The following is a 19,280-nucleotide window of genomic DNA, read 5'->3' as shown; positions in this document are numbered from 1 at the left end:
TCTTCCTAACCCTGTACTTACAGCCATTTCTGATATTGCTTCGGTGTTTCTCCGTATTTCTCCTTAAAAATGCGAATAAAATGGTTCGCGGAGCTATAGCCTAACTTGCTAGCAATTTCATTCACGGCAAGCTGTTTTTCTCTTAACAATTTAACGGCTTCCGTAAGCTTCCGCTCCGTCATATATTCCGTGAATTTAACCCCTGTAATTTTCTTAAAAAGCTTCCCTAAATAATTTGCACTTACTTTCATGTGATCAGCAACCATCTCCAAGCTTATATCTTCGAACAAATGCTCTTCGATATAGCCTTTCACCCTAATTTCAAGATTATGGTCGATGCTCATCTTTCTATCTTCAATGGTTGCAATAGCCGTTTGAATTAATTCATTCGCCCATTCCGTAAAGCCATGAATATGTGGAACTTCCTCCAGTTTTTCTCGAATGTCATAACCGAATAGTTGCGTTGAACTAAACCCCATCGACTTCACAACTTTACGAATCGTCGTTACGATATCGGATAGCAAGTTTTTGCAATAGGTGATTGAATAGTGGTCATTTCTGATATCTTCGGACATCATGCTAAGTAGTTGATAAGCTTTTTTACCATCACAGGCACGAATGCAATCTTCAATTTCATCCAAAATGACAACAGAGCTCCCTGTACGCTTTCGAGCAGCAATATCCAGTTTGGCATACGATATAATTGTCTCTTCCGGAAGTATAAAGGTATAGGAAAGTGCCTCCAAGGCTTCGCGGTAAGACGCGGAAACAGGACGAACATCTCTGCTATGTTCGTTACCATAGGCGATCACGAAATCACTTTCATACACGGCTTTCACTTTCTCTTCTACATAATCAATCGCTGCGTGCTTCTCATTCACCGTGCAATTTACAATACCAATAATTCGACGACCATAATCTTTAATGGCCCAGATTTGAAAGCCAAGGTCCTGTTCCAACTGCAATAGATCAATGAGATGATACGAGAGCAGCTGTTCATTCTCAAAATCTTCCTTCTGAGGTACCTTCACAATAAAACAAAAAACTTGCTCCCAACCAGGCTGTATATCCAGCATATCCGCAAGGTCTTCACGATTCATTGGGAGATCGTCATGCAGCAGGCTCATAATGAGGTTGTGTCTAATAATTGGCTTATTGTTCTCTACTTTCTGATGTAAATCACTTAACACACTGCGTAAGGGTCTATGCGCGCGGCGACTAAGCAGAATCGTTAATGAAATACTCCCGAGCAGAAATAAGATCCCAATTGAAAGTGTCCAATTCCTTAATTCATTCGCCTTTTTGTAAAAAACATCTGTATTAGCTAAAGCCACATAGCGCCAACTGTTATAATCGGAGTGAACCGATGAAATCATCCTAGATTTTCCAGCGATTTGATTGATAAACATTGTGTTTTGATCTGAAGCTAGCACTTTCTGAAGCCAACCACCTTGATCTTTCTGGATATCCGCGATCCCATTCGTATCTTGGTTATCCGCTATGAAGTTGCCTTGATCATCAATAATAATTAGCACACCATCCGCTGCATTCATAACAGACTGCAAGGATTTTTTGAGCGCGCTCTCATAAATATTAATGGCGACAATGGCTTTGCGATTTCCGAAGGCAGCAAAATAAGGAACACTCCGAACATGCGTAATCACTTTCTCAGAGCCCTGTCCTTGAATGGGACGAGGAGGCATCCAAGAAATTTGCACATCATTCTGCTGAAACCAATCCAACCACTCTCTCCTTGAGCCGATGTCACATGTACTTGAACTCAGAAAGCAAAATTTATTATCATAAAATAAAACATTGTCCGTTTTATAGTAGACATCAATGGATTTTACAAAATTCAAATCTCTTTGAATAAAATCTAATTGGGAAACGATCCCGATAATCGAAGAGGAATCATTACGAATGGTATGGCTCATGGGGTAGAGCAAAATAGAGTCTTGTCCGCCATCTACAGCGCTGCGATTTAACGTAGAGATACTTTCCTTCACAAATTGCTGATCGATGGATTGCCGAAATTGAACAACCGTCTGTTGGTTAAATTTCTCCAATTCATTGGTGTAAGCCTTTGCAAAATATTGATAATAAATGCTGACTGGCACAACCGTAATCAGTATAACCGTAAGTATATTCGACCAATATAACCGGGTGAAAACCTTTTTCTGGATCAGTAGAGTTTGTTTCATTGCCCCTCCACACTTCTTCTATCCGTTTTCAGTTCAGTATAGCAAGAAATGGTTATGGATTGAAGAGGCTGGCTAATCTGTCAGCCTCTTCCTTTGGCATAAATCTATTCTATTTCCCTAGCATTTTCTTATAAGCTTCGTTGACCTCTTTCTCAATCGCATCTCCACCATTCGCTTTAAACGTTTTCACGTAGTCATCGAAGCTGTCTGGGCTTGCTTCGCCTAAGATGATCTTGAAATACGTTTGAACGGTCAACTTTGTTAAATTCGTCGCATATTTAACGTGCGATTCCACGGAAGGAACTGCCATATTCAAATAGCCTTTGGGTTTAACCTTATCGCCGAAATCATAATTGAATTTATCCATGCTTTTATCGAATTCCGGTACGTTAATAATATTAAACACTTGCCCGCCTTTTTTCATGAATTCAGCCGCTGGTACGGAAGCACTTAAATTGATGAATCTTCCGTTCTCTTCCTTCCAGGCTTCGCCTTTCCAGCCTCTGAATACGGTTTTGTAATATTCGATATCCGTTGCACTTGCTTCAATCATTTTCAAGAACGTTTCCACTTTACGTGGGTCTTTTGCTCCTTTTACAGTTATGCCAAGTGTCGTTGAATTCACACCCCATTGTGGTGTACCCGATGCTCCTTTAGGCCCAACTGGCGCTTTACCTAGTACTATTTCTCCCGTTGGCTGCGACTTTTTAAGATTGACATATTGTCCGCCGCCTTTATCCTCCGGATTGGCAGAATCGATCACATTTCGCCAGTGATAGAACATCCCTTTCCCTGTGAGCCCAATGCGATTGTTATAGAAGGCTTGGGAGTCAAAACCGTAACCCCCTGTGTTCTCCGATGTGATCATCTCCGGATCAATGAGATCCATTTTGTACCATTTACTTAAAAGAGTTAACGCTTCCTTCATTTCCGGTTGAATCGCAGCGAAGGTGATCTTGCCGTCTTTCTCCATATAGATCAAATTCTCTTTGTTCTGAACAGCTGCACTTTTCACTTCTGTGAGACCAGGAGATCCAAATGCTCCAAGGATGGCTGGAAGGGCAAAATCAGAAAATCCGTACGTATCCTTTTTCCCATTGCCATCGGGATCATTATTGCGAATTTTGACTAGCGCATCTTCGAATTCTTGTATGGTTTCAGGTACCTTCGTAATGCCAACCTTGGTAAGCCAATCTTGACGCCAGACCAAGACAGTCGGATAGTCGCCATTCACATTCAGACTCGGCAGACCATAAATTTTACCCTCGTACTTAACCGTATTCCATAAGTTATATTTATCAATGAGCTTGGCATAGTTCGGTGCAAATTTACGAATGGTTTCATCAGCAATCGGAGCAAGCACACCATTGGACACATAGGTACCCACAGGGCTTCTAACCTGCATGACATCAGGCATTTCTCCAGCAGCCAACTTCACGTTCAAATTATCATTCCATTTCTGCGAATCGACGAACCAGAACTTGAATTTGGCATTAAATTTCTCGGAAACCATCTGCACGACTTTCGAATCCGGATCTGGTTCTGAGAATGAATTGTAGGCGAGCCATTCCATGACAACCGGTTCTTTCAATGCACTCGCTGCTGCTTCTGGTTGTTTGGTGTCCAATGCTGTTGTTGTCTCTTTGGAACACCCTGCGATGATGCCAACTAGTATGGTTGTAGCCAGAACCACTGAAAATCTTCTACGCATGAGTTTCGACATATAAACCCTCCCTATTCTAATTATACGTTAAACCCGCAAACTACGGGATATAACCAAGCCGATACTACCCTTTTATGGAGCCAATTAGCGTCCCTTTCACAAAATACTTCTGTACGAACGGATACACACAAAGAATTGGGAGAATCGAAACGACCAATGTGGCCATCTTCATTGTCTGGGTATTGACCACCATCTGACTTGACTCTGTTCCAGCCGCACTGAGTTCGCCATCAAGAATAATTTTCCTCAGAATTAATTGGAGGACTTGCTTCTTCTCCGTTTGAATATAGAGCATGCTATCAAACCAGGCATTCCAGTGATAAACAGCCGTGTATAAGGAAACCGTGGCGAGCACAGGTAGCGAGAGTGGTAATATAATTTTGATCAAAATCGTCACATCATTAGCGCCATCCATCTTGGCTGACTCTTCCAGAGCCTCAGGAATCTCATGCACGAAATTCCTCACAATGAGCAGCAGAAATGTACTCACCGCTCCAGGTAAAATTAAAGCCCACATACTGTTCATGAGTCCTAGATTTTTCACTAGAATGTACGAGGGAATCAAACCGCCTGAGAAAAACATCGTAAGCACGACAAATCCTGTCCAGAAGGTGCGATGTGGCAGTGTTTTTTTGGATAAGGGATACGCCCCCAGAAACGTCAAACTCACTGTCAACAAGGTGGCCAAAATCGTCCGCATGATCGTGTTCCCGTAGGCCGTCCAGATTAAGGAATTGTTCATTACTTGCTTGTAGCCCGAGAAATCGAATTGGGTAGGAATAAAGTGAAAGCCATAGCTATTGATGACTTGCGCTGGACTCATGGATAACGTCACGACCTGCATAAAGGGAAGTAAAGTGATTATGGTCAAAAGAAGGAGTGACATATAAACGATAGTCATGAAGATGGCATCTGATAATCGGAATGATGTACGCGTCATAAGCGACTCCTTTCTGTGTGTATTGTCTTTCTAGAATATCGTCTCATCACTGAAACGCTTCGCTAAGGTATTCGTAAACAAAACCACCGCTAACGCAACTACATTCTTGAATAAGCCAACGGCAGCGGCATAGCTGTAATTCATCTTCGAAATCCCCTCATTGTAGGTGTAGGTTCCGATCACATCCCCGACACTCATGACTTTGGCATTAAGTAAGTTATAGACTTGATCGAAATCATCACTAATGATCTGTCCGGATGTTAGGATGAGTAGAATGACCACGACAGGTGCGATCGAAGGCAGTGTAATCCACCATATTTTTTGAATTCTGTTGATACCGTCCACTTCCGCAGCTTCATACATCTCCGGATTAATCCCCGACATGGCAGCTAAATAGATGATGGCATTAAATCCGATGGTCTTCCAAATTTCAGTGCTCACCAGAACAGAACGGAACCAATCCACACTGGCAATAAAAAAGATTGGCTTATAATCCAACATGGTTAAGACAACGTTGATTGGTCCTCGGCTTGGAGATAGAAATTCGATAATAATACCAGCTAACACGACCCACGAGAGGAAATAAGGTAAATAACTAACCGTTTGGACGACTCTTTTGAAAATAGTAAATCTCACTTCGTTAATCATCAGTGCGAGTATGATGGGGGCGGGAAAACCAAATAACAACTTATAGAAATTAATAATGAGTGTGTTTCTAAGCACAGGTAGAAAGTACATGGAGGTAAATAGATCTTTGAAGTTATCAACGCCAACCCATTTACTTCCCGTTATGCCTTTTAAAATTTTGAAATCTTGGAAAGCAATGAGGACACCATAAATAGGAGCATAATGAAAAATCAGATAATACAGTAATACGGGCAATAACATCATGAAAAAGTATTTGTGCGACATGTATTTCTTAAATGATATCTGCACCCTCGCCATCCCCTTCGGATATTCTTGTTAGCGTTTTCATTTATTTCTGGACTCACTATATCGTCAATAATTATCCCGTTCAATCGCCAATTTCCGTTAAAATCCCGATTTTCAACACTGATTCATCATGATACTGAAAATGGTGAAAATCAACAAAATAGCGATTATTGGTTCTTCGCTCAATTCACCTTCACGTAAACACAAAAAATAGGAGTGCCCCACGGTCATGATGACCTCTGGGACAACTCCTATTTCATTAAACCAAGCTTATGACAATTAGCGGCTCGTATGCCACTTAATTTCTTGGATGAATTCCGTTAGGGATTCGTTCAATCGGGAAGAGATTTCATCATCGAGAATCGCTTGTCCTTGTTCACCCCAAGTTACTTGTTTATCAAGCACGTACACACCTTGCAGAATGTTCTGCGCGCCTAGGACAGACAACACGGGTTTAAGTGCATAATCAATGGCTAGCAAATGTGCGTAAGTACCTCCAACCGCTAATGGCAATACGATTTTGCGCTCAAGTCCTTTCTGTGGCAACAGATCTAGGAAAGCTTTCAATACACCTGTATACGAAGCTTTGTAGACGGGTGTAGCTACGAAAACAGCGTCAGCCTCTGCTACTCGTTTACTCGCATTCACAATCGCCTCGCTATCAAACTTGGCATACAACAAATCCTCAGCAGGCAGGTCGCGAACCTTGATCCAATCGACTTCCAGTCCAGCTAGTTGAAGCTCATTCTTCGCAACTTCGATAACACCATGTAAGCGTGAGGTTGGGGTTGGACTTCCTGAAATGATGACTACTTTCGCCATGTGATTCACTCTCCATTTGCAATTTGTGGGTGAAAAAAGAGACTCGCCTCCATGTGTTCGATACATAGTGGGAGTCTCCTGCTGTTCGGTCGACTTATTTTAATTCATAGTAATTCACTTGGAATTATATTACCATGGCTTATGAGGGACGTCAATCCGTCGACTCAAAAGAAATTCCAGCCCGGCATCCATCTTAGAAAGAACGAATATTTCGATGGAATAATCATCCCCGATAGAATCGGGTAAAACAGTGCGAATAGCACGAAGACGGCGGCTAAGTAGCCGTAAACCCATCTTCTTTTGTGCAGAGAACCTTGTTCCAAGTAGTCTTTGATGTAATAAGTTAAGATCAGGACTAGGAACGGCACCATGGCAAAATAGTGGTAAATAAACGTAAGTCGCGGCACCAACATCCACGGTAAATATTGCGAGCAATAGGCAATAAGCAGCACGCGCAGCAACTTATCTTTGCGCTTTATCGCGATGTAGAAGGACATTAACACCGCTATGAAGCCAGGCCACCACACCAGTGGATTGCCGAATGAAACGATACTCGAAAGCATGCCCTGCGGCATAAGCTTCGCTTGGTAATACCAGATTGGACGCAGCATCATCGGCCACTCCCACCAAGGTGAGGAGAACGGATGTGTGGCAACCAAATCCTTATGATATTTGTACATATGTACTTGATAGGTTACAACATCTTTCAATTGATGCCCAGGACCTGGAACCATCATGAAAGGGATATAGGATAAGGTGTAGACACCTAACGGTACGATAACAAACATGAGTACACACCAAAGTATTGTAAGCAATGTGTTTCGTACGAAAAGCTTCTGTACCCGTTGGAGCTTCGTCGATTCCTCTCCTGATAGAAGATCTTCGTAAACCGCGGCGCTCTCATCAACTTCAGGTTCATCACGCCTATTCTCCCTTAGTACTCGCTTAGCAAATTGGTACTCTCTGTACCGCTCGAAGAGCGAGATAAACAACAGGACGGCTAAGCCGGCACCGCCATAAATAACGATCCATTTGGAAGCCGCACCAATGCCGAAGAATAATCCGGATAGTCCCAACGGAATCAGGGTCGTCCAAAGCTTTTCACGGAAGAAGCTCAGTGTCGTATACCGATACATGAAATAGAACATCAGCATGATAAAGAATACACCGTACACATCAATCGTGGAAATTCTGGTTTGCGCAAAGTGCATGAAATCAAAGCTAAGTAAGAAGGCTGCAATAAAGGCATATTCCGAACGGCCGAACATCCGCTTAGCGAACACATACATAATAGGAATCATGCCAACACCGAATAGTGTGCCGATAATACGCCATCCAAACGGATTTAAACCGAACACATAAATACCGATAGAAATGAATATTTTGCCGAGCGGCGGGTGCGTGCTTTCATACGGCTCGATCTTGTGAAGATGCTCATACGCCGTTCTTGCATGATAAATCTCATCGAAATAGGTACCATTCATGTAAGTCGGTGTATACGGAACAACACTCGCTTCATCAAATAAATGGGCTGTACTCCCCTTATCGGAGGCGTCGACATCGACTTCCTTTACACTAGCAATCGGTAACGACGTCGTTCCTCCATCTCCGAAAATGCCAATCTCATGAAGATGCAGCTTAGCGCTTTCTTGCGTGTCGATTACAATTTTCACATAACGAGCTGCTTTATTGGCTTCAACCGTATGCCAGGTGAACACCTTCGTATGGTCCGATTTAACAGCCATCGCATCTTGCCACTGCTCACCGTCATTCGAGAACCAATAGGAGTAGGTACCTTCCCCAACCCCAGCAAAACTATTAATACGTGTAATCTGATGCGGTCCGCCGAGATCTGCAATGACCGTTTCTCCGCCACGTGTAGGCTGCCAGAACGTAGTGGGATCTTTGTGCCCGCCGAGATGGAACAGCGCAATGATCGTATAAACCACCACAAGTGCGCCTAGATATAAAACATCTTTACGCGAGAAGAAGCGTCCACGCATACTTCTTTCTATATGATCCTCTGTCGGATGGAAAATCGCCTTCCATAGTGAGGTCTCTCTGATATGCGTTGCTTTCACTTCGGGGTCATCTTCCACTTGAAACATGTCTACCTTGTCGTTGGCCGGAGGTATTGTCTCCTCCACATTGCCATCTTGATCTGATTTCACGAAAAGCCTCCATCCCAATATACATGCATAGACAAACATCATAACATTGATCCACGAAACCGTCAGCATCAATGGGTTATATCGCGGAATGTGATAGTCTTGATGAAAGCTTCGCAAGAGGACATCACCGATATTAATAAAATGCGTGATACTGAAGCCGATAAAAAGCCACAGAATCCGCCGATCCTTCATATAAATAAAGCTCGTTAAGGCTAGCAGTAAGCCATAGTGCAAATAGCGCTCGTGCATTTTGGTCATACACATAAACATTGCCGTGATAAATAAGAAGGATATGTACAATACGGCTCCGCGCCGCTGCTTACCCAGCCAGTAGAGTAGATAGACGTATAGGATGGACAGCACCATCAAAACAAGCCCGATCCACTTATAAGACATATGCCAGAAGCCGCTGTTAATGTCCACAAAATTTCCGCCAAGCAGTGCAAACAGATTAAACGCGTTGAGCGAAGCATAGGGATAAGAAGCTAGCGTGCCCGAATACAACTCAATCATCCAGCCATAACCTCGGCCAATTGCAAAAGGAAGGGAAAGAACAGCCATTGTAGCTAGTCCTGTCAAAACACTCAATATCCAAACCATCGCGTTGCGTGCACGTATCACATCAATCAATAAGAAGATACCAAACAGCAGCGCTTGAGGTTTAAGTAAAAGAGCAAGTGCGATAAAGAAGGCCGCTTGAGGCAATTTGCCTTTCATTTGCATCAATAAAGTGGCCACAATAAATAACATAAAAAAAGAATCTACCTGTCCCCATACCGCAGAATTTGCCCATATGGCAGGGTTGAAAGCAAATAGAGCAGCAATCCAGAGCGCTTGCTTCCATGTACGTGCCCCTTCGTGTTTGCTGATCGCTAGTCGAAACAGCAGATAAACCGTTCCAAGATCCGCAAGGATTGCGGGCAGTTTAAGGATGATTAAGGAGCTGCTACTCTCCCAAGGAATGGACAGCTTATGATGTAAAAAGCCAACCACATATAGGACATACATGTAGCCAGGAGGATAATCCAAGAAATAATCTTTGGCATTCGTATATAAGTCCTTTAACCCTACCGTATAGGCGCGATCTGCCCATGCCATGAACGTTCGCACGTCCGTATCATAGCCCACCCATGTAGGTGCCAAAATAAGTCTAAGTATGAGGGCAATCAGAAGCATGAATCCTAATAAAACGAATGTAGTGGGAGCTACTCCCCTTTGCTTGAACCAGCTGACCATGCGACATCTCCTTAGCTATGAACTATTCTCATTATACCTGTCCACACTGTTGCAGAAAAGGAAAAAAGCACTGACGCTAGGTCAGTGCTTGGGTTCAATCTTTTCGATGCGCTCACAAATGTCATGCAACCACTCATAGTCTCCTGTAATGGAGGCGCAGAGCGATAAATTTTCTAATTTTAATCGATTCCACACATAAGTCGCATTCGCTTCCATGCACAGCATTAATTCTTCTTGCTCGCCTCGAGTTAACTCTCGGGCTCTGCGTAGTGTCCATAATTCCGCCATACGTTGATGAACGGCTAACATCGCTCTTAGCCCCCTGCCCGGTGAAGTCGCTTTCATTAGCTAGTATGGACAAAGTAAGGAGACTCGAAACAAAAATTGGTTATCTCAAAAGAATGAAATATTCCGGGCTAGTCAATGGAGTCTACCTATGTGTCCTACTCTATTTGTCGTCATTACTTTTATATGAAAAGAGAAAGCAAGAGAGCTCGTCCGCTCTCTTGCTTGTTGTGTTGCTTCAATCGGGTACAATTATTAAGGAATATGAACGACAGCAATTTTATCAATTGGGAAATAGAATACAACACCGTTATTATTAGCAATGACAACATTACCATTTTGGATACCAAGAAATCTTCCTTGATGATTCGGTGTAGTACCTGCATGAATTGTAATAACTGTACCAAGTCCAACATGAGCCAAAGTAGCATATACAGAGCAACTCATTGTGTTTTCCTCCCTTCAAACTTTATATGATATCGTATGCTAGTTTCAGACTTTTGATATAGACGGATGCAGAAGTAGATGCGTATATTTTAAGAGTTTGGTATAGAAACGCAAAAAAACCTTTCTATCTCTCAACTTGCATTGAGATAGAAAGGTTCCGCCCGTCTCCAATTATGCGGAAGATACTTCTTCTGAATCTGTTGCCGAATCCGTGCCTTCTAGGAAGAATTGCACGAGTTTTGCATGCTTTTTCAACGATTTCTCGTGAATGAGGTTGATTTTCCCATTATCCAACGAGCCGAATACATAGATCAACTCTTCATTGTCATGTGACCAATCAAAACCGTCTAGCAGTTGCAAAGACTGCGTCCACTCTTCGTTATATTCACCATTCGGGAATAAGAAACGATTAGCATACAGGGCGATACTCTCCTGAATCACACGATTCGCGGAGGTATATTGCGCTAATCCTGGCTGCTCTGGCATCATTGGCAAGATCGTGTTAAAGAATTGATGCAAGATTTCCACATAAGTCGATGGATCATGTCGAATCTTACGTTGCAGTTCATAGGAAGGCTGCATTCTACCTGAGAACAGCATCGTCGCTGTCGCGTACAACCAGCTGAAACATGTAAAGTTACGGTTGAAGGAGGTCAAGTTACTGCGTCTCTCTACACCCGCTGCCTTCAAATACACGTTGTGGTCTACAACTTGTTGGATAACCAGATTAAGCGGATCGATGGAATCGAAGGAATGTCCTAGTTCCTTACTAACTAGCTGCACTTTGGAGTTGATATCCCCGAATAACTGCTGCTCTTCTTCCTCCGTTAAGCCGATATAGATTTGCACAGCAAGCTGTGTTTCCATCAGGTCCAAACGTCTACCCTCAAGTTGATTAATGGTACCTTCTGTTTCCTCAACCTCTTGCTTAATCTCCGCATCGTCACTAAACTTCCGTTGTTTAATCTTCAGCAGAGCCAGCTTCTTCTCATAACGGCGCACTTCTTTTTGCATCTGATCGTTCACATAACCCAGTGCTAGAATACGATGCTGACCATCTAAAATGGATAGTTTCGAGCCATGACGCAAGAGGAACTCCTTCGCTCCTTTGGAGAGCTGGTTCACCTCGCGAAGCGATAGCGTGACAGGACCGAAGAACACATGGTCCAACTCACGTTCTTGCAAATAAGTTGAGATCTTCCGGCGCTGCATATTACTCAGCTTCCGTTGAACCATCGGATCAATCATCGTATAGTTCAGCAAGTCCTGAACGCGCAAGGCTACAGTCGCAAGACCGAACCTTTCGCAGAAAGGATGGATAGTCATTTTTAGGCGTAATCCTTCCATTAGCTCACGTCCTCCTTATTTGCAAAACTAGCTTTATAAGCGTCAGCATCACTGATTAAGAACGCATTCTGCTCTTGATAGAAGCTTTTAATATGGTTGTAAGCCTTCATAATCCGCGTGCGTCTTGGTAGACGGTCTTTTTCTTCCCCAGCATAAATGCTGTTCCAGTTCACATGCGGCAATATTTTCAAAGCATGCTCAAGCGCATAGCGATTAAAGCTGCCTGTTTTCGTTGCTTCTTCGTGCATGAACAGGGCTAACGCAATTTGGATATTCTCAGACCAGACGATTTCACCCTTTGTCGGTGACGGCAGGTGAGTCAACAAACCGTTAAAATAGCCGCCTGCTAGGGAAATAAGCTCCTGCAAATCTTTATCGGCATATTGATAATTGTTATTGCGGGCAGCTGATTTCATTCTACCTTCAAACAGGCCCACTAGAATCTCAATTAACAAGTGGTAGGAGAACAAATACTCCGGTGATTTCCCACGCTCGGAGAACATGTCGACAGTCAACTTCTGCATAGCTGGTGCTTTGGCCGCAAGCTCAGTTGCCGCAACATGATAGAACCGGCGCTGATCGCGAAGTACGGCTAAGTTCCCACCAAGCTTACGAGGAAGCTTGTTAATGTCTGAGAACAATTGACGTTCTTGACGCGCATTGATATCCAGATATGTCATGGTCGAGATTGGGAACGCATATAAACGGCGTAGTTTCTCCGTAATCTCTTCCATTTTATCGTATTCACGACGATCTTTCGCACGTGCCATCTGACTTTGCAATGTTTCCATAATGCGCTGGAAAGCTGCCAAACGATGTTGGCCGTCAACGACATACAATTTCTCAATTGGCTGTAGTCGAAGAGCCTGATTATCCTCATCATAATGCCCTGCGCCTCTTGCTGAGAAAATAATGCCAGGGAAATAGATAGGCTGGCGATCTTCTAAATATAGATTCACATAGTCAATTAACTTGGAGAGGTTCCGCGGAATGATCGCACGTTGTACTTCTAAATCCACCTCAAAAATAGAAAATAGTTTGCTAATAGGTAGTGTCGCTGCTATTGTCGCTTGACCGAACGTTTGGCCTAAAATCCCGGGAATCTCTACGTACGATGACGGCTTCTGTTCAGCTAACAACTCCGATAGTGAAGAAATGGCATCCATATGCTTACCCCTTTCAACGTATAAATTTTCTCATAACCTTACACCTAAATATGTCTCTCATTCTCCTATTTTTGCCAAAATATCTAACTTTCATTCTAAGGATTGAAGCCAAGCTCCTATACGCCTTGCTGCCTCAAGTAATCGAGCCTCATCTTGCACTAAAGCAATACGGACAAATCCTTCTCCTTCAGCGCCAAATGCATCACCAGGAATAACAACTACACCTGCTTGAAATAACATTTCCCGGGAAATTTGTCGAGACGTCCAACCTTTGGGAATTGGAGCCCAAATAAACATCGTTGCTTTCGGTGGTGGAATAATCCAACCCGCATCATTTAATGCCGAAATAAAACCATTTCGTCTCTTCTCATACACACTTGAGACAGTGTGATCGTTTTCCATATCTTCTTCTAATGCTGCAATACCAGCTGCCTGAATGGCCCCGAATACGCCGTAATCAATATTTGATTTGAGCGTCTTAAGCGCTTTGACCGCATCAGCATGCCCTGTTAGAAATGCAATGCGACAGCCAGCCATATTGAAGCTTTTGGATAAAGAATGGAATTCAATGGCAACCTCCTTAGCACCTTCAATTTCCAAAATACTCATAGGCTTATAGCCATCAAAAGCCATTTCGGAATAGGCAAGATCGTGTACAACAAGCAAATCCTGCTTCTTGGCATACGCAATTAAATGCTCAAAAAAGGCACGATCTGCAACAGCAGACAACGGATTGCTTGGATAGTTAAGCAAGATGAATTTCGCCTTAGCAGCCACGTCATCTGGAATGTCCTCTAGTTGGGGTAAAAAATCATTTGCTGCACGCAGCGGTAGTAAATAGGGTTCAACACCTGCAAGTACAAGACTTGCCGAATATATGGGATACCCTGGATCAGGGACAATGGCAATATCCCCAGGATCACAGAGTGAAAGCGCTAAGTGAGCGAGCCCATCTTGTGAGCCCATCAGGGTTAGAATCTCGGTTTCTGCATCAAGATCCACCCCGAAGCGAAAGTTATACCATTTAGCAACAGCTTCGCGAAAGGCTAAACTTCCTTCCGAAGTTGGATATCCGTAATAAGCAGGGTTGCGCACGGCCTCAGCCATCGCTTCCAAAATGCGATTAGAGGGAGGCAGGTCAGGACTTCCTATACCTAAATCTATGACGTCCACCCCTTGGTTCATAACCTCTCTCTTCCATTCTGCTACTTCCGAAAAAATAGCCGAGCCTAGCTGTTGCAGTCGCTTAGAACCTTTAAATGTCATGGATTGCTTCCTCATTATATGAAATATGATGTTAGGTAATGATACCGACCTGATGAACGAGTCTTATCATATAGAGTAAAAATAAGATTAATACCAAATACGAGATCCCAAACTTCCAACGCGTCTTAACGGGTACTTCATAATAACTCTCTTGCATCCCTAGTGGGGAGTACTCTACTTGAACCTGGAGACCTAGATGCAAGCCGTCCTCTTTATTCATACGTTCTGCTTTTACCAATTGCACTCTCTTCACAATCGCTTGTACAGGCAAATAGGCGTGCCCTTCAAATCCAATTGCTGGCCATGACATATGTAAGGTTTGTCGGCCTGCACCTGGTCCTTGCAGCTCTGAATAGGTGATATAGTCCAAGTCACGCGTATGACTCTCACCTGGAATCATATAACCTTGCTGCAGCAAATGATTCGCAGGAAATTCGAATCGTGTAGCCACGGTTACACGTTCTTCTTTATGGCGATACCGCACATATTTCTTGTACAAATCCCATGCAAACATCGCCCAAATGATCAAGAAAATAATCTTACTCGAGAAATAACTATCCAGATACACAATGAGGATGAGCCCGCCAACTAAACCAACCAACCATAACCAGCGTGTTACGGCTGTTGCGATTCGTCCGCCGTCCAAGGGATGTATAGGCAGCAAGTTGATCAGATTCAGGTAAAAAGCAGCGTAAGCAACGGAAACGATCACAGCTGAATCCAAATACACACCAACACCGAAAGCGGCAACACCTCCGAGAGTCCCTAAAATAGGACCTCCAAAGCCTATGAAGGCTTCTGTTGCTGCATCAGTTGGATTTTTCTTCATCGTGATCAGTGCACCGAGGAATGGGATGAAGACAGGTGCAGAAACGGGTAACCCCTTCATCTTCGCAGCAATCACATGACCTAACTCATGAATAAGAATCATAAGGACCAAGCCAATTGCAAACGGCAATGGCGCTAAGTAAGCGTAAGCCCAAATCGTGATAAACATGGAGATGACAGCGCCGCCAACTTTCCCAAACTTCAAAGCGGTAAGCAGCAGCTTGCCCTGTGATAGGAGGACAGCGATAAATCCGCCAATGGCTAGTGGTGACTTCTTACGTGCTGGTTTCTTGTCGTCTGCCACGTCCGCATCACCCTTTCGCCCAAACGTCCTTAAATGCATCTTCTTTAAAGCCAACTGTTACTTTATGACCATCCGTTACAATCGGTCTTTTAATTAAGCGACCATTCGAAGCAAGTAATTCTAGCATTTGTTCTTGTGACATGCCGGGCAGCTTGTCTTTCATATTCATCTCTTTGTAGACTTCACCTGATGTATTGAAAAACTTCTTAATTTCTAAACCACTTAGCTTAAGTAATTCTGCAAGTTCTATCGCTGAAGGCGGCGTTTCAAATAAAGGGACCTGCTCTGTTATTTCAATATCATGTGCTTTCAGCCACTTTACAGTACTCCGGCACGTCCCACATTTATCGTAACCATACACTTTAATTCCCACGTTGTAATAACTCCTTTATGCTGTATGTTGATGAAATAGAACTACTTAAAATTTTGGGCTAATTGTAAACGAAAGTCAAGTAATTGCAAAGAAAAACCACCCAAAAATTGGAATGGTTTCGGTTTTATTACCTTTTTTCATCTAACCATTGCTCAAGTTCCGACAAATCGACAGGCAAAGGCGCGTTAAATTCCGTCCATTCCCGTGTTCCAGGGTGTACAAAGCCCAGTTTATACGCATGAAGCGCTTGACGATTTAAGCGTTCGCTAGCTTCTAGTTCGGCTGCAAACTCCCCATACTGAGGCAATGTGTACATCTTATCCCCCAGCAGTGGATGTCCTAAGTGTCGCATATGCACGCGAATTTGATGTGTACGCCCTGTTTCCAGCCAAATCCGGACAAGAGCCGCCTTCTCAAATTGTTTCACGACCTCATAGTGGGTCACCGCACGGTATCCGTCCGGCCTAACAATACGCACATGCGGCTGATCGTCATCACGATCAATGGGCTCATCTATCGTCCCTGTAGGCGCAGCAACTGTGCCCCAGACGAAGGCAAGGTACTCTTTTTTCACGAGATGCTGAATCATTTGCTCGGAAATTTGTTGATGCACATAAGGAGTTTTCGCTATTGCGAGCACGCCTGAGGTTTCTTGATCCAAACGATGTACAGGGCGGAAACGACACGTAATCCCTGCTTGCTGCCAATGGTAGACAACCCCATTTGCAATCGTATTTACATAATGGCCATGCGTTGGATGTACGATAATCCCCGCGTCCTTCGCCAAGATGAGCAGGTGCTCATCTTCATGCAGAATGTGCAGCGGAAGTTCCTGAGGCAGAATATCCTCCGACTGCTCCTCCTCCATTCGAATTTCCACTCGGTCGCCAGCCTTTACTTTAATATTGATGTACTGCCTTTCCCCGTTTACAGTTATCCCACGTTCCGTTAGTTTGATGCGGGACAGCAGTTTACGTGAGACCATCAACCTTTTTTGCAACACCGTTTTGAGAATGAAGCCTTCTTCCTCTGTCGGAACAATGTATACTAATGGTTCATAATAACTCATGATTTACGTTTAAACACCTCAGCGCTGCGTATATATTCCACATCTGCAATCCCCTCACGGAAGTTCGCTGTGCGAGCAATTGTGAAGAACAAGTCGGACAATCGGTTCAAATAACGGCGCACTTCAGGATTAATCTCCTGTGTGCGTGCCAATGTTACGACAAGACGCTCGGCTCTTCGACATACCGTACGACATACATGCAAAGTCGAAGATACCGTCCCGCCTCCTGGCAAAATAAAACGTGTGATGTCCGGCGTCTCAGCATCGTATTTATCAATCCAACCCTCTAACGCATCCACCATTTCTGCGGTTACCTTGTAGGGACGCAAATCCTGCTTTAACAGCGCAAGATCTGAGCCGCAATCAAACAATTCATGCTGAACCTGCAGCAAATCAGGCAACAAGTCTGGGTATTTGTCTGGATCCATGAAGCTCATCGCTTGACCTAGGAAGCTATTCAGCTCATCTGTCGTCCCATAGGCTTCGACGCGATCATCGTCTTTATCCACACGACCACCAATCACACTTGTTTGTCCCGCATCTCCAGTACGCGTATATATTTTCATCTCAGAACCCCTCCCGCCCTCGTAGAATGTGTTACATCCATCATCTCATAGATTCGCGTCATATCCAAGTGAGCTCGTACGTGCTCAGCCAATCGATCAAACGCCGCTTCTCGGCGCTCTTTATAACGAAGTCCTTGTGAGATTGGAGTTAAGCCTTTATGTAAACGAATTTGATTTAACCAAGATCTGCGGAAATCATCGTTGTGTAGAATACCATGGATATAGGTTCCCCATACACGTCCATCTAACGTAACTGCTCCGTCTGGATGTAAGCTGGATTCGGTGGATATGGAGGCAATAGCGTCGGTTTCAGCAATTTGGAATGGAGCAACAAGATCTTGCAAGTACTGTGTCTGTCCCATATGGATCTCATAGCCATCGATTGGGAGTTCCGACCCTTGCTCTGCAAAAATCGTGCTAACGCCTTGTATCCGTATGGTTCGTTTATCCGGTGTGAACACCGTTTGTGTCGGCAGCAGCCCTAAACCTTCGAGCTCAGCGTGCTCGGATTCATACTTACCTGGATCCGAAAGTGTAACCCCAAGCATTTGATACCCCGCACAAATACCAACGATCCAACCGTCTTCCTTTTGAGCAAAAGAAATGAGTCTCGCAGCTAGGCCTGATTTCTTCAGATAGTGCAAGTCTTCCATTGTATTCTTACTTCCAGGAATCAGAACAACATCCGGCTCGCCCCATTCTGCTAACGAATCGATATATCGGAAATGAATGTCGGATTCTTCTTGCAGCGGATCAAAATCCGTGAAGTTCGAAAGGCGAGGCAGGCGAATGACAGCAACGTCCAACTGATCATCTTGTTTGCCCTGACGGCTCGGCGATCTTCTGGTTTGTGCACGTTTGGAATCAAGTGATGCCGAGTCTTCGTCCTCAATACCAAGCTGCTGTAAATACGGGATTACACCGAGTACTGGCTTCCCCGTGCGCTCTTCCAACCAATCCAAGCCTGGCTTCAGCAAGCTGACATCTCCGCGAAATTTATTAATGATAAAACCCTTCACGCGGTCTCTTTCCTCTGGGGTTAATATGTCAAGCGTACCCACAATCGAAGCGAAAACTCCGCCACGATCAATATCAGCAACCAGCACGACAGGTGAATCTGCCCAACCAGCAAGTCGCATATTGACGATATCACGATCCTTGAGATTGACCTCAGCTGGACTGCCTGCCCCTTCCAGAACGACAATGTCATGCCCACTGCGTAGACGTGCCAAGGCATCCTTCACAATAGCTTCCGCTCGTGGCAGGTAAGATTCTCTGTATGTCCTAGCATCCAAATCTGCATAGGGCTTACCGTGAACAATCACTTGTGCGACCATGTCTTGCTTAGGCTTCAACAGAATCGGATTCATGTCCGTCGTTGCAACAATCCGGCAAGCATCAGCTTGCACACCTTGCGCTCTGCCGATCTCTTTACCATCAAACGTGATGTAGGAGTTGAGGGACATATTTTGCGATTTAAAAGGTGCGGTCAACCAGCCGTCCTGTACAAAAATACGGCATAAGGCTGCCGTAAGAATACTTTTGCCCACATCGGAAGCTGTGCCTTGAATCATGAGAACCGCTGATTGTGATTCACTCATGG

At 44.0% G+C, this 19,280-nt stretch carries 16 protein-coding genes; all 16 read right to left on the bottom strand.

The window, feature by feature from the left end:
• Positions 1-17: 17 nt before the first annotated feature.
• A complete protein-coding gene (locus tag AC58QM_RS02750) occupies positions 18-2,201 on the bottom strand; it encodes a helix-turn-helix domain-containing protein (protein WP_497281148.1) in 2,184 nt (727 codons plus the stop codon).
• A 109-nt stretch (positions 2,202-2,310) separates the two neighbouring features.
• Positions 2,311-3,924 carry a type 2 periplasmic-binding domain-containing protein gene (locus AC58QM_RS02745; RefSeq protein ID WP_497281146.1) on the bottom strand — a complete coding sequence of 538 codons (1,614 nt, stop codon included), beginning with the start codon at positions 3,922-3,924 and terminating at the stop codon, positions 2,311-2,313.
• Between the two features lie 64 nt (positions 3,925-3,988).
• Positions 3,989-4,864 (bottom strand): carbohydrate ABC transporter permease, encoded by an 876-nt coding sequence (locus AC58QM_RS02740; RefSeq protein ID WP_497281144.1) that lies wholly within the window; start codon positions 4,862-4,864, stop codon positions 3,989-3,991.
• Between the two features lie 30 nt (positions 4,865-4,894).
• Positions 4,895-5,809, bottom strand: a complete 915-nt coding sequence (locus tag AC58QM_RS02735; RefSeq protein WP_497281142.1) for an ABC transporter permease — start codon at positions 5,807-5,809, stop codon at positions 4,895-4,897.
• 267 nt (positions 5,810-6,076) lie between these two features.
• On the bottom strand, positions 6,077-6,619 hold the full coding sequence (gene ssuE / locus AC58QM_RS02730) for an NADPH-dependent FMN reductase (RefSeq protein WP_310501969.1): 543 nt from the start codon (positions 6,617-6,619) through the stop codon (positions 6,077-6,079).
• Positions 6,620-6,783: 164 nt separating this feature from the next.
• On the bottom strand, positions 6,784-10,026 hold the full coding sequence (locus AC58QM_RS02725) for a glycosyltransferase family 39 protein (protein ID WP_497281140.1): 3,243 nt from the start codon (positions 10,024-10,026) through the stop codon (positions 6,784-6,786).
• An 81-nt stretch (positions 10,027-10,107) separates the two neighbouring features.
• Entirely contained in the window at positions 10,108-10,335 is a 228-nt protein-coding gene (locus AC58QM_RS02720) for a DUF7667 family protein (protein ID WP_497281138.1), read from the bottom strand.
• Positions 10,336-10,566: 231 nt separating this feature from the next.
• The gene (locus AC58QM_RS02715) at positions 10,567-10,758 is read right to left on the bottom strand and encodes a hypothetical protein (RefSeq protein WP_310501972.1); all 192 of its coding nucleotides are present in this window, start codon (positions 10,756-10,758) and stop codon (positions 10,567-10,569) included.
• Positions 10,759-10,929: 171 nt separating this feature from the next.
• The gene (locus AC58QM_RS02710) at positions 10,930-12,105 is read right to left on the bottom strand and encodes a DNA sulfur modification protein DndB (protein ID WP_310501973.1); all 1,176 of its coding nucleotides are present in this window, start codon (positions 12,103-12,105) and stop codon (positions 10,930-10,932) included.
• Positions 12,105-13,271: a DNA sulfur modification protein DndB gene (locus AC58QM_RS02705; protein ID WP_497281135.1), complete on the bottom strand. Its 1,167-nt coding sequence runs from the start codon at positions 13,269-13,271 to the stop codon at positions 12,105-12,107. The genes AC58QM_RS02710 and AC58QM_RS02705 overlap by 1 nt, the downstream gene beginning before the upstream one ends.
• 90 nt (positions 13,272-13,361) lie before the next feature.
• Positions 13,362-14,537 carry an aminotransferase class I/II-fold pyridoxal phosphate-dependent enzyme gene (locus AC58QM_RS02700; RefSeq protein ID WP_497281133.1) on the bottom strand — a complete coding sequence of 392 codons (1,176 nt, stop codon included), beginning with the start codon at positions 14,535-14,537 and terminating at the stop codon, positions 13,362-13,364.
• Positions 14,538-14,568: 31 nt separating this feature from the next.
• The gene (locus AC58QM_RS02695; protein ID WP_497281131.1) at positions 14,569-15,669 is read right to left on the bottom strand and encodes a site-2 protease family protein; all 1,101 of its coding nucleotides are present in this window, start codon (positions 15,667-15,669) and stop codon (positions 14,569-14,571) included.
• Between the two features lie 7 nt (positions 15,670-15,676).
• Positions 15,677-16,042 (bottom strand): arsenate reductase family protein, encoded by a 366-nt coding sequence (locus AC58QM_RS02690; RefSeq protein ID WP_497281129.1) that lies wholly within the window; start codon positions 16,040-16,042, stop codon positions 15,677-15,679.
• A gap of 127 nt (positions 16,043-16,169) precedes the next feature.
• The gene (locus AC58QM_RS02685; RefSeq protein ID WP_497281127.1) at positions 16,170-17,111 is read right to left on the bottom strand and encodes an RluA family pseudouridine synthase; all 942 of its coding nucleotides are present in this window, start codon (positions 17,109-17,111) and stop codon (positions 16,170-16,172) included.
• Positions 17,108-17,677 (bottom strand): cob(I)yrinic acid a,c-diamide adenosyltransferase, encoded by a 570-nt coding sequence (locus AC58QM_RS02680; RefSeq protein WP_497281125.1) that lies wholly within the window; start codon positions 17,675-17,677, stop codon positions 17,108-17,110. Before AC58QM_RS02680 ends, AC58QM_RS02685 begins: the two co-directional genes overlap by 4 nt.
• On the bottom strand, positions 17,674-19,278 hold the full coding sequence (locus AC58QM_RS02675) for a cobyric acid synthase (protein WP_497281124.1): 1,605 nt from the start codon (positions 19,276-19,278) through the stop codon (positions 17,674-17,676). Before AC58QM_RS02675 ends, AC58QM_RS02680 begins: the two co-directional genes overlap by 4 nt.
• Positions 19,279-19,280: the final 2 nt, after the last annotated feature.

This window comes from Paenibacillus sp. J22P165 (assembly GCF_059692015.1).
Note: the sequence above shows the minus strand (reverse complement) of the source record. Positions and strands in the feature narration are given on the sequence as shown.